Annotated in this window: 17 protein-coding genes; 13 read left to right on the top strand and 4 right to left on the bottom strand. The window is 37.3% G+C overall.

Annotation, left to right across the window (positions count from 1 at the left end; all coding sequences use genetic code 11):
* Positions 1-158 precede the first annotated feature (158 nt).
* Genes ACP3T3_RS22210 through ACP3T3_RS22200 form a run of 3 tightly spaced genes read left to right on the top strand, consistent with a single transcriptional unit; the run spans position 159 to position 3,025 of the window.
* The gene (locus ACP3T3_RS22210; protein ID WP_426477870.1) at positions 159-1,502 is read left to right on the top strand and encodes a cytochrome ubiquinol oxidase subunit I; all 1,344 of its coding nucleotides are present in this window, start codon (positions 159-161) and stop codon (positions 1,500-1,502) included.
* Complete coding sequence (locus ACP3T3_RS22205; protein WP_426477869.1) at positions 1,499-2,503, top strand: cytochrome d ubiquinol oxidase subunit II; 1,005 nt, start codon at positions 1,499-1,501, stop codon at positions 2,501-2,503. The genes ACP3T3_RS22210 and ACP3T3_RS22205 overlap by 4 nt, the downstream gene beginning before the upstream one ends.
* Positions 2,504-2,509: 6 nt before the next feature.
* The gene (locus tag ACP3T3_RS22200; RefSeq protein WP_426477868.1) at positions 2,510-3,025 is read left to right on the top strand and encodes a ClbS/DfsB family four-helix bundle protein; all 516 of its coding nucleotides are present in this window, start codon (positions 2,510-2,512) and stop codon (positions 3,023-3,025) included.
* A gap of 35 nt (positions 3,026-3,060) precedes the next feature.
* Here the strand turns inward: ACP3T3_RS22200 and lysS are convergent, their stop codons facing one another.
* The 4 genes from lysS to ACP3T3_RS22180 all read right to left on the bottom strand — a co-directional run bounded on the left by lysS (position 3,061) and on the right by ACP3T3_RS22180 (position 6,445).
* On the bottom strand, positions 3,061-4,758 hold the full coding sequence (lysS, locus tag ACP3T3_RS22195; RefSeq protein WP_426477867.1) for a lysine--tRNA ligase: 1,698 nt from the start codon (positions 4,756-4,758) through the stop codon (positions 3,061-3,063).
* A 161-nt stretch (positions 4,759-4,919) separates the two neighbouring features.
* A complete protein-coding gene (gene rlmF / locus ACP3T3_RS22190) occupies positions 4,920-5,849 on the bottom strand; it encodes a 23S rRNA (adenine(1618)-N(6))-methyltransferase RlmF (protein WP_426477866.1) in 930 nt (309 codons plus the stop codon).
* A gap of 3 nt (positions 5,850-5,852) precedes the next feature.
* Entirely contained in the window at positions 5,853-6,227 is a 375-nt protein-coding gene (locus tag ACP3T3_RS22185) for a c-type cytochrome (RefSeq protein ID WP_426477865.1), read from the bottom strand.
* A complete protein-coding gene (locus ACP3T3_RS22180) occupies positions 6,227-6,445 on the bottom strand; it encodes a hypothetical protein (protein WP_426477864.1) in 219 nt (72 codons plus the stop codon). Before ACP3T3_RS22180 ends, ACP3T3_RS22185 begins: the two co-directional genes overlap by 1 nt.
* 872 nt (positions 6,446-7,317) lie before the next feature.
* Here ACP3T3_RS22180 and ACP3T3_RS22175 point away from each other — a divergent pair.
* The 10 genes from ACP3T3_RS22175 (at position 7,318) to lipB (ending at position 16,389) form a co-directional block, all read left to right on the top strand.
* A complete protein-coding gene (locus ACP3T3_RS22175; RefSeq protein WP_426477863.1) occupies positions 7,318-7,959 on the top strand; it encodes a hypothetical protein in 642 nt (213 codons plus the stop codon).
* 252 nt (positions 7,960-8,211) lie between these two features.
* The gene (locus ACP3T3_RS22170; RefSeq protein WP_426477862.1) at positions 8,212-9,636 is read left to right on the top strand and encodes an anthranilate synthase component I family protein; all 1,425 of its coding nucleotides are present in this window, start codon (positions 8,212-8,214) and stop codon (positions 9,634-9,636) included.
* Between the two features lie 109 nt (positions 9,637-9,745).
* Entirely contained in the window at positions 9,746-10,348 is a 603-nt protein-coding gene (locus ACP3T3_RS22165; RefSeq protein ID WP_426477861.1) for an anthranilate synthase component II, read from the top strand.
* A 41-nt stretch (positions 10,349-10,389) separates the two neighbouring features.
* Entirely contained in the window at positions 10,390-11,376 is a 987-nt protein-coding gene (gene trpD / locus ACP3T3_RS22160) for an anthranilate phosphoribosyltransferase (protein ID WP_426480004.1), read from the top strand.
* Positions 11,377-11,408: 32 nt separating this feature from the next.
* Entirely contained in the window at positions 11,409-12,182 is a 774-nt protein-coding gene (gene trpC, locus ACP3T3_RS22155; RefSeq protein ID WP_426477860.1) for an indole-3-glycerol phosphate synthase TrpC, read from the top strand.
* Positions 12,183-12,193: 11 nt separating this feature from the next.
* Positions 12,194-12,865, top strand: a complete 672-nt coding sequence (locus ACP3T3_RS22150) for a phosphoribosylanthranilate isomerase (protein WP_426477859.1) — start codon at positions 12,194-12,196, stop codon at positions 12,863-12,865.
* Between the two features lie 28 nt (positions 12,866-12,893).
* Entirely contained in the window at positions 12,894-13,406 is a 513-nt protein-coding gene (locus tag ACP3T3_RS22145) for a hypothetical protein (protein WP_426477858.1), read from the top strand.
* A 219-nt stretch (positions 13,407-13,625) separates the two neighbouring features.
* Positions 13,626-14,804, top strand: a complete 1,179-nt coding sequence (trpB, locus tag ACP3T3_RS22140) for a tryptophan synthase subunit beta (RefSeq protein WP_426477857.1) — start codon at positions 13,626-13,628, stop codon at positions 14,802-14,804.
* 90 nt (positions 14,805-14,894) lie between these two features.
* Positions 14,895-15,629, top strand: a complete 735-nt coding sequence (gene trpA, locus ACP3T3_RS22135; protein WP_426477856.1) for a tryptophan synthase subunit alpha — start codon at positions 14,895-14,897, stop codon at positions 15,627-15,629.
* Between the two features lie 31 nt (positions 15,630-15,660).
* Complete coding sequence (gene lipB / locus ACP3T3_RS22130; RefSeq protein WP_426477855.1) at positions 15,661-16,389, top strand: lipoyl(octanoyl) transferase LipB; 729 nt, start codon at positions 15,661-15,663, stop codon at positions 16,387-16,389.
* The last annotated feature ends 173 nt before the right edge of the window (positions 16,390-16,562 follow it).

Below are 16,562 nucleotides of genomic sequence, written 5' to 3'. Positions count from 1 at the left end.
GTGTCAAAAAAATGTAGCATTTTCTTAGTGAAAGCATCAGGAATAGTATGTCAATAAAAGAATCAAAATTAAAATGAATTGGTGAAATACCAACTGTTGTAAATCATATTCAACATCAATAATTTATGCGTAAATTTATTTACTGAAAAGTTGATATTATGGATGATTTTATAGCAGCACGTGCTCAGATGGCTCTATCCCTGGGCTTTCATATCATATTCTCCTGTGTGGGTATGGTGATGCCTTTTCTGATGGCTTTTGCCCATTGGAAATACCTAAAGACCAATAATGAAATATATAAAGGACTTACCAAAGCATGGAGCAAAGGGGTGGCTATCCTTTTTGCCACCGGAGCGGTTTCGGGAACAATGCTTTCTTTTGAGCTGGGACTTTTATGGCCTGGATTTATGAAACATGCCGGTCCTATTTTCGGAATGCCTTTTTCTCTGGAAGGAACAGCTTTTTTTATCGAAGCTATTGCGATCGGGTTCTTTTTATATGGCTGGGATAGGTTCAATAAATGGTTCCACTGGTTCTGCGGATTTCTTGTAGGATTGAGTGGACTCGCTTCCGGAATTCTGGTAGTAGCCGCCAACTCGTGGATGAACTCGCCCACCGGTTTTGATTATATCAACGGACAGTATCTTAATATTGATCCTATCAAAGCGATGTTCAATGATGCGTGGTTTCCGCAGGCTCTTCACATGACGGTTGCTGCATTTTGTGCAACAGGGTTTGCTGTTGCCGGAGTACATGCCTTTATGATCATGCGAAAAAGAAATATTGAATTTCATACCAAAGCCTTTAGAATTGCTGTAGGTTTTGCATTGATCGGAGCATTCGGTGCACCATTAAGCGGTGATGTTGCAGCAAAATCGGTAGCGGAAAGACAGCCTATTAAGCTTGCTGCTATGGAAGCTCATTTTGAAACTGAAAAAGGAGCCTCATTTATTATCGGGGGAATTCCCGATGAGGAAAAAGAAGAAGTGAAATATGCGGTGAAAATTCCAAAAGTTTTAAGTTTTCTAGTGAGTAATGATTTCAATGCTGAAGTAAAAGGCCTTAAAGATTTCCCGAGAGATGAATGGCCACCGATTGCAGTTGTTCATTATGCTTTTCAGATCATGATCTTTTTTGGAGTCGTAATGATTGGTATCGGGGCCATGTATTTATATGCTTTCTTCTTCAGAAAAGAATGGCTGAATAAAAACTGGCTGTTAAAAACCTTCCTAATAGCAACACCTTTCGGATATATTGCCCTGGAAGCAGGATGGACAGTGACAGAAGTTGGAAGGCAGCCATGGATCATTTATGGCGTCATGAGAACGATAGATGCCGTTACTCCTATGCCGGGAATACAGTATTCATTCTACTTCTTTACGGCTATTTTCATATCATTATCAATGATTCTTATCTTCCTTTTAAGAAGACAGATTCAAATGGTACCGAAACTTTACGATCCTACCGATCCTCAGTTTAACGATAAAAACAAAAAATCATGATCTACGTTGTTATAGGTTTTCTCTGGCTTTCCATCTGTCTTTATATTATTCTGGGCGGTGCTGATTTCGGGGCTGGTATTGTAGAACTTTTCACCAATAAAAAAGCAAGAAATAAGACCCAGGAAATCATGTATGAGTCCATAGCTCCCGTATGGGAAGCCAATCATATGTGGCTGATCATTGCCATTGTAATTCTCTTTGTAGGATTTCCTGAAATCTATACCACCATGTCTACCTATCTTCATATTCCTTTGGTATTGATGCTTGTAGGCATTATTGCAAGAGGAACGGCATTTACCTTCAGACACTATGACGCCGTGAAAGATAACTGGCAGGTTTTATATACCCAGATTTTCTATTATGCAAGTCTTTTAACGCCTTTCTTTTTAGGATTAATAGCTGCCGCCACGGTTTCACATTCTATCAATCCTGATGCTTCAGGTTTTCTGGATTTGTATGTGTTCAGCTGGCTGAACTGGTTTGGGGTTTCTGTAGGTTTGTTTACTGTGGCACTCTGTGCCTATCTTGCTTCTGTTTTTGCATTAAGAGAAACACGTAATAAAACTGATCTTTTATTAATGATAAGAAAATCCAAGCAGACCATGATCTTTGTGGTGATTACCGGAATATTGGTATTTGTGACCGCTTATATTTCAGATATTCCTCTTTTGATGTGGGTATTTTCCAAACCTTTGGGTATCATGGCTATTGCCTTTGCTACTATTGCGTTATTACTTATTTTAAGAGCGATGAACCGACAAAAGCTGCTTCCGGTACGTGCATTGGCAGGGTTTCAGATGGTCATGATTCTAGTGGCCGCAACGTATCAGCATAATCCGAATATTATTTTATTAGGAAACGGGCAGCACCTTTCTTTATTGGAACATATGGCTCCTGAAAAGACTATTGCCGCATTGGGATGGGCATTGATGCTGGGGTCATTATTTATTCTTCCATTTTTATTTTATCTGATGGCATCGTTCAGTAAACTTAGAAAATAGGTAAATATGCGGCCGTATAAAGATAAAGCAGAACTCATTGAGGAGATCAGGAAGAGACTTCTGTTGTATGATGAGGAATTTAACGATATAAAAGAGGAGGAAAAAGATCTTCTTATGTCTGGAGTTGACAAAACTCCCTCGCAAAATATTTCTTATCAATTGGGCTGGACCCGACTGCTTTTGCAATGGGAATCTGATGAAAACAAAGGAATTGAAGTAAAAACTCCTACTCCTGAATACAAATGGAATAATTTAAAAGGGTTATATCAGTCTTTTTATGATCAATATGGTTCCCACAGTTTGCAACAGCAAAGAGAACTTCTGCGAAATCAGGTTAATGAAATTATTGAATGGATAGAAAGCCTTGATGATGATACATTATTCATTCCCGGACAGAGAAAATGGACAACTACACCCGCTCGGTGGCCGGTCTGGAAGTGGATTCATATTAATACCGCAGCTCCGTTTAAAAACTTCAGGGCACAGCTTCGGAAATGGAAAAAAGAAAAAGGTACAGCATAGCGCTGTACCTTTATACTTATATTTTCTGAAAAATCTTAAGCCAGTTTCATCAAAAGGTTTTCATCAATCTTTTCTACTTTCACAAGATTATTCTTTGTCAAAGTTTTAGAAGCTTTATCCCATTTTTTACCGGATAGCTGGCTTCTTTCTTTTACTTCAGCCAGAGACATTGCTTCTTCCTGAGAATTAAGGATTTCAAGGATTACTTTTTCATCTTCTCCTAATTCAATTTGAGGAACCGCTTTTTCCGGTCTCATCTGAGGGAAGAATAATACCTCCTGAATAGATGCATTATTCGTTAAGAACATGATCAATCTGTCCATACCGATTCCTAATCCTGAAGTTGGCGGCATACCATATTCAAGAGCTCTTAAGAAGTCCTGATCAATGAACATTGCTTCATCATCTCCTCTTTCAGATAAAGCCATCTGTGCTTCAAAACGCTCTCTCTGATCAATAGGATCATTAAGCTCCGAATATGCGTTTGCGATTTCTTTACCGCATACCATTAATTCAAAACGCTCTGTTAAGCCTTCTTTACTTCTGTGTTTCTTTGTCAATGGAGACATTTCAATCGGATAATCTGTAATGAAAGTCGGCTGGATGAAGTTTCCTTCACATTTTTCACCGAAGATCTCATCGATTAATTTTCCTTTCCCCATCGTCTCGTTCACTTCAATACCGATAGACTTGGCAAAATCATATAATTCCTTCTCTGTTTTTCCTGTGATATCAAATCCTGTAAATTTCAGGATCGCTTCAGTCATGGAAACTCTTGGATAAGGAGCTTTGAAGTCTACTTCATGTTCTCCAAATGTAGCCGTGGTAGTTCCGTTCACCTGAATAGCACAGAATTCCAGTAATTTCTCAGTGAAATCCATCATCCAGTTGTAGTCTTTGTAAGCTACATAGATTTCCATAGCGGTAAATTCCGGGTTATGGGTTCTGTCCATTCCTTCATTTCTGAAGTTTTTAGAGAACTCATATACTCCGTCAAAACCACCCACGATCAGTCTTTTCAGATATAATTCGTTGGCAATTCTTAAATATAATGGAATATCCAATGCATTGTGGTGCGTAATAAACGGTTTTGCAGCTGCTCCACCAGGAATAGACTGTAGAATAGGTGTTTCCACTTCAAAATATCCTGCATCATTAAAGAATGTTCTCATGGCATTGAACAATTTTGTTCTCTTCACGAAAATCTCTTTTACCTGTGGATTTACCGTTAAATCTACATAACGCTGTCTGTATCTTAATTCCGGATCGGTGAATCCGTCGTGTACCACGCCATTTTCGTCAGTTTTAGCCTGAGGAAGAGGACGTAAAGCCTTGGTAAGAAGTGTAAAGTTCTTGACTAAAACAGTCATTTCTCCTACCTGAGTCGTAAACAATTCTCCTTCAATACCGATAATATCACCGATATCCAACAGATGCTTGTATACTTCATTATATAGTTCTTTATCTTCCCCCGGACAGATCTCGTCTCTGTTGAAATAAACCTGGATTTTTCCTTTAGAATCCTGCAATTCTGCAAAAGAAGCCTTTCCTTGAATTCTGCGGGACATCAATCTACCAGCGATCTTCACCTGTTTATTTTCAGAAAAGTCCTGTTTTATAGATTCTGTAGTATCTGTAATGGTATACTCATCCGCAGGGAATGCATTAATCCCCATTTCAGTAAGCTTATTCAGCTTTTCTCTTCTAATGATTTCTTGTTCTGATAATTGCATTTCTTATTTTTCTAAAAGCGTACAAATTTAGGCATTTTTGACATGATCATCAATGGCTTTTTTCAGAAATTTTAAAAAGTGGTTGAGATGCGGGGTACGAGGTATGCAGGTACAAGATCTAAATTATTGTGCTATTAACCTTAAACTTTAAACCTTGAACTTTAAATAATCCAAGTTTTCCTGTCCTTTTTAGGAATAAACGTCCACGCCAGCATTCTGCTTACTTTTTGCCCCTGGGCCATATCAATGACTTTCACTTCTACGGCTTTTACTTTCTTTAAAAGATGCGTCAGTTTATTAAGATTGTCTTTTTTGGAAACGAGGCATGTAAACCAAAGAACCTGTGATGAAAATAAGGCACTTTCGTTAATCATCTTCGTAATAAAGGCCAGTTCGCCCCCTTCACACCATAACTCGGACTGCTGACCGCCAAAATTAAGCAAAGGCTGCCTGGATTTTGATATTTTAAGGTTTTTTGTTTTCCTGATATTTCCCTTCATTGCAGCTTCTTCAGAATCATGAAAAGGAGGATTACACATCGTAAAGGTAAATCGGTCTTCAGGATTAATGATATTGATAAAAATGTGATCGGCATCAGGTTGTCTTTTCAACCGAATGACAGATGAAAGATCCGGATTTTGATCTAAAATATGCTGGGCATTGGTCAAAGAATCCTGGTTAATATCTGTTCCCAGCATCGTCCAGCCATATGACCTGTAACTGATTAAAGGATACACAAGATTGGCTCCAGTTCCTATATCCAGACCTTTTACAGAATTTCCTGCAGGAATTTCATCAGGCTGTTCTGCTAAAAGATCGGCAATATAATGTACATAATCTGCACGTCCGGGAATGGGAGGACAAAGATTGGAGTCCGGAATATCCCAGCCTTTAATAGTATAGAAATGTAAGAGTAAGGCTTTGTTGAGCAGTTTCACTGCTTGTGGAATGCTGAAATTAATGGTTGCCGTCTGATAAGCATTCACAAAAACATAGTGTTTCAGTTCCGGCACACAAGAAATAAGCTGATCAAAATCGTAGGGATTGCGATGCAGATTTCTTGTGTGCAGACTGGATTTTTCGGCAGACATATTTTATTTCTTCTGACTTAAAATATATTCCACCATTTTTTTTGCATCTTCTTTAGATACCTGTGGATGGGCTGCCATAGGCACACTTCCCCATACTCCACTTCCGCCTTCTATAATTTTGGAAGCCAGCAGTTCTGTATCTTTTTCAGAATACTTCCCAGCAATTTCCTTATAAGAAGGTCCTATCATTCTCTCATTTACAGAATGGCATCCCGAGCAGTCCAATGTTTCCATGATCTGATCACCGGAAAGATTAGATTTTGCCGGTTCTGAAACAGAAGCCGTCTCAGAAGAAGGTGCCACTTCTGCTGTATTTTCTTTTTTAGAACAGGAAATGATCATAAGACCAAGGGTCCCTGCCAAAAGTATTTTTTTCATTATTTCTTCGCTGTAGAATCTGTTTTAGCAGCTTCAGGTGCCGGAGCAGCCGGAGTTGCAGCAGCTGGAGCAGCAGTTTTAGCAGTAGAATCTACAACCGTAGCTGCTTCTGGCTCAGGAAGCATAGTGTTCGTATCCTGTAAAGAGTGATCTACTTTTTTTGAGCAGCTTGCTAATAATAAACCTCCGATAAATGCGATTGCTAATACTTTTTTCATTTTTTTCTAATTTGGAAGCAAAAATATAAAAAATAAACTTTTAAACTTATGACAAATGTTTTCTTTGAGAAATATTTTTAATAACTGATTGTAAGGATCAATAAAAAAATAATTCAAGCATCAGGGAAATTTAAATTAAGGTTACTATTTTTGTGTATCGGATGATTCGACAGTAAAATAGTTTTAAACGCTATGTTCGCAAAGTATTTATGATAAAGCTCTATTTTTTTGTTCGCAAAGGCACTTCGTTTAGCTAATGACAGCGGATTTTGCTGAGGGAAATGCCGTTGCGGCCGTTTTAGCAATAATTTAATAACATCTTTGCGATCACAGCGTTTAACAAAAAACCGGAGAAAGGAATGGCATTATTTTTTTCTACAGCGGAACTCCTGATATTCCTTATATCTGATATCTGAACCAGTATAATATTTTTTTTTAACGCTAGGCTCGCAAAGTATTTATGATAAAACTCTATTTTTTTGTTCGCAAAGGCACTTCGTTTAGCTAATGACAGCAGATTTTTGCTGAGTGAAACGCCTTTGCGGCCGTTTTAGCAATAATTTAATAACATCTTTGCGATCACAGCGTTTAACAAAAGACCGGAGAAAGGAGTGACATTATTTTTTTCTACAGCGGAACTCCTGATATTCCTTATATCTGATATCTGAACCAGTATAATATTTTTTTTTAACGCTAGGTTCGCAAAGTATTTATGATAAAGCTCTATTTTTTTGTTCGCAACGGCACTTCGTTTAGCTAATGACAGTGGACTTTGCTAAGGGAAATGCCGTTGCGGCCGTTTTAGCAATAATTTAATAACATCTTTGCGATTCCAGCGTTTAACAAAAGATTATTATAGTTATATTTAATCCATGGTTTTAATTTCAAAAATTCTGTTTTTCACCAGCCATCATGGTTTTTATACTGTGATTCTGTTGTTCGTGTTCTTTGGGCTCCTCTCCTATCTGACCAAAAAAGCATGGTTTTTGATTCCGATCATTCCTCTGGCTATATTAAACGGATTTGGCGGACAGTTTTTAAATGCATGGTTTTTAAACCGATACGGAGTGGAAAGCACAGCTATCATCACATCTGATGTAGAAACCAATTCTACCCTGAACGACATGTATATCCACGATTATGAGGCCATTGTAAAAAAACAGGACGGGAAATACACTACTACGTTTTTCTCTACTACCAGTGCAACGATCTATCCCATCAGTAATTCAATCAGAATACCTGGTGATAAGGATATTCCTGTAAAATATATTCCCGGATATGAAAAGAACATCGTGATCCTTTATGATCAGTCCAGAGAAGGAAAAATTTTATTACAATACGAAAAGCTTGCTCCCGTCAATTCTGCAAAAAAAAAGTATGAAGCAGACAGAACGAACAAGGAATTTATTGAGGAGTATATTGCCGCATTGGAAAACTATGTAAAATATTATAATGATGAGACTTACAAAGAAAAAATTAAAGCATTACGACATGAGCTTGAACAGCTTAAGTAGCAGATTTCAATAATAAGTTTTTTTATTTTTGATATTTTATTAGTTTTCATATTAAAAAAATTTCTACATTTGTCCCATGTTTAAAATGAACAACAATATTTGGTGGTGGCTTTCAAACTCTTCGTCGGGTCTGAAGGTATTGTCATGTTGTTAATTACAGCAGAAATAATCAAAAAACAATATATAGGCTTTGACGGATACCGTTAAAGCCTTTTTTTATTCCTTATTATCACAAAAATAAAAAACAACAAAATGTTTACAGACACAATTAAAATAAAAACTGTTTCGAAAAAAACGCTGGGAGACCTTCATACTCCTATGAATATTTATCTTAAGATCAGAGACAAGTTCCGGGATACTATACTTCTGGAAAGCTCGGATTCAAAAAGTATTGATCATAATTTTTCCTTTATTGCGGTAAATGCCATTGCCGGAATTGAAGTGAAAAACCTCGATGAATATGAAATCAAACTTCCTGCTTCCGCTCCGGTAAAACAATTGATTAATGATCAAAAGATTACAGATATATTTGAAAACTTCAGAAATATTTTTAAATGTGAAGAAACGAATGATCCAATAGAGCAAACGGCTCAGAGCCTTTTTGGCTACACAAGCTTTGAAGCGGTACAGTTTTTTGAAAACATCCATCTTAAAGCACAAAGCAAGGAAGTTGAGATCCCTGTTATGCGATACAGATTATACCAATATGTGATCGCTGTCAATCATTTCAATGATGAAATGTATATTATTGAAAATTCTATTAAAGGTATAAAATCTGAGTTTCATCTGTTGGAAAACCTTATTAAAAATCAGAATACTCCTGTTTATCCTTTCGAAAAAACAAGTGAGGAAACTTCCAATATCACTGCTGAAGACTATATTGAGCTGGTAAAAACGGCGCAAAAACACTGTATGCGCGGAGATGTTTTCCAATTGGTTCTGAGCAGAAGATTTGAACAGAAATTCAAGGGAGATGAGTTCAATGTATACCGTGCTTTGAGAAATATCAATCCTTCTCCTTACCTATTTTATTTTGATTACGGAAATTATAAATTATTCGGATCAAGTCCTGAAAGTCAGTTAATTATAAAAAACAATAAAGCAGTCATTCACCCGATTGCAGGAACTTCAAAGAGAACAGGAAACTTTGAAGCCGACCTTGAAGCTATTGAAATTTTAAAGGCTGATCCCAAAGAAAATGCGGAACACACCATGCTGGTGGATCTGGCAAGAAATGACCTTGGAAAGCTTGGGAAAAATGTAACGGTTACCAAACTTAAAGAAATCCAGCTGTTCTCACATGTTATTCATATGGTAAGTGAAGTAACGGCAGATGTTTCTGACATTCTCAATCCTCTTGAAATGGTTTCCGCCACTTTCCCCCAGGGAACCCTCAGTGGTGCACCGAAGCATAAAGCGCTGCAGCTGATCAACCAGTATGAAAAAGATTCCCGCGGATATTACGGCGGCTGTATAGGAATGATTGGATTGAATGGCAGCTGTAATCAGGCTATTATGATCAGAACATTCTTAAGTAAAAACAACACCTTATTTTATCAGGCTGGTGCCGGTATTGTAGCCAAATCAGTCCCTGAAAACGAACTGCAGGAAGTCAACAACAAGCTGAATGCATTGAAAAAAGCAGTTGAAAAAGCAGAAAAAATAGTTGAAAAATAAAATTCCAATCAACCAGCAATCAGTAACCAGCAACTAGCAACTAGCAACTAGCAACTAGCAACTAGCAACTAGCAAAAAAAACAACTAGCAACTCCCTAACAAAAAAGCAATGAACAACAATATAAACACTCAACAGACACCGCTTAAAGTTCTCGTTTTTGATAACTACGACAGCTTCACATATAACCTTGTCCAGATTATTGAAAGAATTCTGGATCAGAGAGTAGATGTGGTAAGAAATGATGAAATTACCTTGGAAGAGATTGCAAAATATGATAAAATCATTCTTTCTCCCGGTCCCGGAATTCCTGAAGAAGCGGGTATTTTATTAGACCTTATTAAAGAATATGCTCCTACAAAAAGTATTCTTGGGGTATGCCTTGGCCAGCAGGCTATCGCTGAAGCTTTCGGAGGAAATCTGATCAACCTGACTGAAATTTTCCACGGAGTAGCAACCACAACAGAACTGATAAAAGAAAATACCAAACTGTTCAAAGATTTAAGTTCAGGACTGGAAGTGGGAAGATATCACAGCTGGGCCGTAAATCCGGAAGGTTTCCCGGAAGAACTGGAAATTACAGCTGTAGATAAAGACGGAATGATCATGGCTTTACAGCACAAAACCTATGATGTACACGGTGTACAGTTTCACCCTGAAAGCATTTTAACGCCGGAAGGAGAAGTCATCATTAAAAACTTTCTGTTGTCATGAAAACCTTAGAAACCCCTTCAACAACTATAAAAACACCACAAATGAAAGAAATACTGCAATACCTGTTCAACCATAATACGCTTTCCAAATCTGAAGCTAAGGCGATGATGATTGAGATTGCACAGAATAAGTTCAATACCGCGGAGGTTACTGCTTTTATCAGTGTTTTCCTGATGCGAAACATCACATTGAAAGAACTGGAGGGCTTCAGAGAAGCTTTATTACAGATGGCCGTTCCTGTAGATATAGATGCCAGTAATGCCATTGATATTGTAGGAACCGGAGGTGACGGAAAAGATACGATCAATATATCGACCTTGGCCAGCTTTGTAGTAGCCGGAGCCGGACAGAAGGTAACGAAACACGGGAATTACGGAGCTTCTACCACTACAGGTTCGTCCAATGTGCTGGAAGAACTGGGATATCAGTTTAAAAGCAATTCAGAACAATTGAATGAAGATCTTGAAAGAGCCAACATCTGCTTTTTGCATGCTCCTCATTTTCACCCTGCGCTTCAATCCGTTGGATTATTGAGAAAGTCTCTGGGATTAAGAACGTTCTTTAACCTTTTGGGACCATTAGTGAATCCGGCAAAACCCAAATATTCAATGATTGGGGTTTATAATCTGGAAATTGCAAGAATTTATCAGTACCTCCTTCAAAAAGAGGAACGCGAGTTTATGCTGGTACATGGTTTAGACGGATATGATGAAATAAGCCTTACGGATGACAGCAAAATCATCACAAAAAACGGTGAAGAAATCTATTCTGCGGAAGATTTAGGTTTCCATCCGGTAATGCTGGAAGATATTAAAGCCGGAAGTACTATTCAGGAAACGGCAAAAATATTTATAGATATTTTAGAAGGAAAAGGTACGGAACAACAGAATTCCGTGATTCTTGCCAACGCATCAGTAGCGCTGCACAACACCCATCAATTCGGAGCTTATGAAGATTGTCTTCTGCTGGCTAAAGAAAGTCTGCAAAGCGGAAAAGCATTAAATAGTTTTAATCTTTTGATCAAATAAAATTCATCCCTGACTAAAATAGACACAAAAAAATGACCATACTGGATAAAATTATTGAACGAAAAAAAGAGGAAGTTGCTGCAGCAAAGTCACGCATTTCTCTTGACCGATTAAAAAACACGGCTTTTTTTGGAAGATCAACCTATTCACTAAAAGAATCTATCAAAAATAAAAGCGGAATTATCGCTGAGTTTAAAAGACAGTCACCTTCCAAAGGCATCATCAACAATAGTGTAGAGCCTTTAGATGTTGTTTCATCATACGAAAACTTTGGAGCCAGCGGAATTTCTATCCTGACTGATTACGATTTCTTCGGAGGAAATTTAAATGATGTTCTCAATGTAAGAAATGATATTACCATTCCGATTCTGCGAAAAGATTTTATGATTGATGAATATCAGTTCTATGAAGCCAAAAGTATAGGTGCTGATGTTGTTTTACTGATTGCTTCCTGCCTTTCACCTGCTCAGGTAGAGGAATTCACGGCACTTGCTCATGAGCTGAAAATGGAAGTTTTGCTGGAAATCCACACAGAAGATGAGCTGAAACATTTCAATTCAAAAATCGATCTCGTAGGAATCAACAACAGAAACCTCAAGGATTTTAAAGTTGACCTTCAGCATTCCGTTCAGTTGAAAAACCAGCTTCCGAAAGACGTTTTATCTGTTGCAGAAAGCGGTATCTACAATCTTGAAAATTTTAAATTTTTAAAAGAAAAAAGATTTGACGGCTTCCTGATGGGAGAATATTTTATGAGAAATACAGATCCTGCCAAAGCTTTTGAAGAATTTGCCTCTCAAATTTAAACTCAATAACAATGAACCTGCAACCTACTATCTTACATCTGCCACCTCAGCTCAAAGTCTGCGGTCTCACAAAACCGGATCAGATTCAGGAACTGATTTCTATGAATGTAGATTTTCTCGGCTTTATCTTCTACAAAAAATCACCGAGATATGTTTTGAATCATATGAGTTTCGAAGAAATTTCAGCTATTAACCATCACGGAAAAGTAGGCGTTTTTGTTAATGAAGAAATGGATGAAATTTTAAAAATCGTACAGCAGGCAAAATTGAATTTCGTACAGCTTCACGGTGATGAAAGCAATGATTTCATTGTTGAATTAAGACAAAAACTGAATCCGGAAGCCGGGATTATTAAAGTAATAAGAGTCGGAAACAATGATTGTGATAATAAAGAGAAGATAGCACAAACTCTTTCCTCCAACCTGCAACCTGTCAACTACTATCTATTTGATACGGACAGTAAAGCATTCGGAGGGACTGGAAAACAGTTCGACTGGACCATATTGAATGAATTTGAGATTCCTCTGCCCTACTTTTTAAGCGGTGGCATTTCAGAAGAAAATATCGGGAATTTAGAGGTCTTGCGACAAAAACCCTTTGCTTTGGATATCAATTCAAAATTTGAAACAGAGCCCGGAAACAAAGATATTAACAGAATAAAAAAGTTTAAAACCTTACATTAGCAAAATAGAAATCTATAAAAAACACACAATGATGAACATACACCTGCTAAAAAAGACATTTTACAAAACATTATTTCCCCCTAAATTCGGAAATGGAAAGATCCAGAACCTGTATCACTTTGTTGCAAATAATGACAGCAATATAGAAAACTGGGAAGTGGGTGGATTATTGTCTGAGTTCATTAGCATTATTAAAGATTTTGACGAAAGTGATATTCAGTATTTTTTTGAAAGAATCAGCTTATGGAACAGCTATTATCTGGTTATTATTTCAGATAAATTTTTGGAAGCCCACGTAAAATCAAGTGTAAAGTATGACCTAGGATTGATTTATGCGAAGATATTTCTGCTTTACGAAGATTCTGATTCTTATTATTTAATTGATAATCTGGAAATTGCCATTACCATGTATCAATCAAAAATAGATAAAGCGACCTTAATTGATCTGACTCATAAAATTGAATTATTACATTATAAAAAACTGATTACCAAACAACAGTATGATTATAATCTTACATTTATTAATAGTTTGAACCCATGAAATATCAGATAAAAGAAGCCAAAGATTTAAAAGAAAGAGATAGAATATATTTTGCGGCTTTGAGATTTCACCCTATCACAAAGCCAAAATGATCAAAGAATTACTGGCTCAGAATGGATGAACCCAGAAGATGATGATATATTGATTTAATGCTTCACAGGAAACAAAAGAATTGCCCAATCAGCTAAGCTTACTTATTTAATACTAAAGAACAAAAAAATGAATTATAAAAACCCCGATGAAAACGGATATTATGGAGAATTTGGAGGAGCTTTTATCCCCGAAATGCTCTATCCTAATGTAGAAGAATTACAAAAAAACTATCTTGAAATCATCGAATCTGAAGATTTTCAGGCTGAGTATCAGGATTTGCTTAAAAACTATGTTGGGCGGGCTACACCATTATATTTTGCTAAAAACTTAAGTCAGAAATACAATACCCGGATTTATTTAAAACGGGAAGACCTCAACCATACCGGAGCCCATAAGATCAATAACGCACTGGGGCAGGTTCTTCTGGCAAAACGTCTCGGAAAAACAAGGATTATTGCTGAAACCGGAGCCGGACAGCATGGTGTTGCCACCGCTACAGCGTGTGCTTTGCTTGGTTTGGAATGCATCGTGTATATGGGAGAAATTGATATTCAGAGACAAGCCCCGAATGTTGCAAGAATGAAAATGCTGGGTGCAGAAGTTGTACCAGCTACTTCAGGTTCAAAAACCTTAAAAGATGCCGTAAATGAAGCATTAAGAGACTGGATCAACAATCCTCTGACGACTCATTATGTCATCGGAAGTGTGGTAGGACCTCATCCTTTCCCGGATTTGGTAGCCAGATTTCAAAGTATTATTTCAAAAGAGATTAAAGAACAGCTTAAAGAAAAAATCGGTAGAGAAAATCCTGATTATGTGATTGCCTGTGTAGGCGGAGGAAGTAATGCAGCAGGAACTTTCTATCATTTTGTAGAAGAAAAAGAAGTAAAGATCATTGCTGCTGAAGCCGGAGGGTTTGGAGTAGATTCAGGAAAGTCGGCTGCTACTACCTTTTTAGGAACCCTTGGCGTTCTTCATGGAAGCAAAAGCCTTGTCATGCAGACGGAAGACGGACAGGTCATTGAGCCCCACTCTATTTCCGCAGGATTGGATTATCCGGGAATTGGCCCCTTTCATGCGCATTTATTTAAAGAAAAAAGAGCGGAGTTCTTTAGCATTAATGATGATGAAGCTTTAAAATGTGCTTTTGAGCTGACCAGACTGGAAGGAATTATTCCCGCATTGGAAAGTTCTCACGCACTGGCTGTATTGGATAAGAAAAAATTCAATGAAAATGATGTGGTTGTTATTTGTCTTAGCGGCCGTGGAGATAAAGATATGGAAACGTATCTGAAGAATTTGTAAAATGTAAAAAGTATTCATATAAAATGACTTTAACAGATAAAAACGTAATCATAAATACATTTTACATGAATACATCAATACAATAAAAAAATGAAAAAACTAAATATATACTTCACAGCAGGAATTCCTCAATTGGAAGATACCGCTGATATTATACATCTGATTCAGGATTCCGGAGCAGATATGATCGAAATCGGAATGCCTTATTCTGATCCTGTGGCAGACGGCCCGGTGATCCAGAAAGCTCATGAACTGGCTTTACACAATGGAATGACCATTGAAAAACTATTGTCACAGCTGAAAGCTATCAAAAACGAAATCAGGATTCCGGTTATCCTGATGGGTTACATCAATCCGGTATTGAGTTTCGGGTTTGAAAAATTCTGTGCTGCATGTGCTGAAAGTAGTGTTTCAGGACTGATTCTTCCTGACCTTCCTCCTATTGAGTTTGAAAAAAATTACCAGCAGATTGTAAAGCAGCACCGTCTTAATTTCACTTTTCTGGTAACCCCGGAAACATCCGATGAGAGAATGATCTATCTGGATTCTTTAAGTTCAGGTTTTCTGTACGCGGTAAGCTCTTCTTCCACAACAGGAAATGAAAATGCTGTTGTAAAAAATGAATCCTACCTTTCCAGAATAGCATCTCTTCCGCTTAAAAACCCGGTAATGATCGGATTTGGGATCAAATCAAAAGCAGATTTTGAAAATGTAACGGAAAAAGCAGATGGCGGTATCATCGGTACTGCCTTTGTAAATATTTTACTTCAGGATAGAGACTGGAAGAAAAGTGCCATAGATTTTATCCATTCCATAAAAGCGTAAAATTCACTAAATTTGTATATCAAAAATTGAAATGAATACAAATCAGAATAAAGTAGTAGAATTTGAAGATTTAGGGATCAGAGAATATCAGCCCGCCTGGGATTATCAGGAGCAGCTGATGAAAAACATCATTGATACTAAAATAAAAAACAGGGATCTTCCTGCAGAACAGCATAGTACTACTCCCAATCACCTTCTCTTTGTAGAGCATCCCCATGTGTATACATTAGGAAAAAGCGGTCATGAAGAAAATATGCTTGCCGGCATTGATCAACTGAAAGAAATTGATGCCACTTTCGTGAAAGTAAACCGCGGCGGAGATATTACCTATCATGGCTACGGACAGGTAGTGGGATATCCTATTCTGGATCTTGAGAACTTTTTTACAGATATTCATTTATATATGAGGAATCTGGAAGAAGTGATCATCAGAACCATCGCCGAATATGGCATTAAAGGAGAGCGCTCACCGGGAGAAACCGGAGTATGGCTGGATGTAGGAAAACCTTACGCCAGAAAGATGTGTGCAATGGGAGTGAAAGCTTCCCGGTGGGTAACGCTGCACGGATTTGCTTTGAATGTGAATACGGATATGCGCTATTTTGAATACATCATTCCATGTGGTATCAAAGATAAGCAGGTTACTTCTTTGAAAAGAGAACTTGAAAGAGAATTATCGCCGGAAGAAATGGAAGAACTGAAAGCAAAGCTCAGAAAACATTTTGCAGATGTTTTCCAGGCAGAATTATTATGTAAATAATTTTCACAAAATATCCTTTCATTTAAATATACAGCCAGTTTCAGATTTTGAAGCTGGTTTTTCAATTTAATTCATTTTATAGGAATTCTGACTCCAAACATCAAAAAAATAATTATTTAAAAAGGTTTCTACATTTCTTGAATTTACTATTAAAAACATAATGATTTTGAACA

The sequence above is a fragment of the Chryseobacterium sp. CBSDS_008 genome (genome assembly GCF_049959325.1).
Taxonomy (GTDB): Bacteria; Bacteroidota; Bacteroidia; order Flavobacteriales; family Weeksellaceae; genus Chryseobacterium.
The sequence above is the reverse complement of the archived record's forward strand: the minus strand, read 5'-3'. Positions and strand labels throughout refer to the sequence as shown.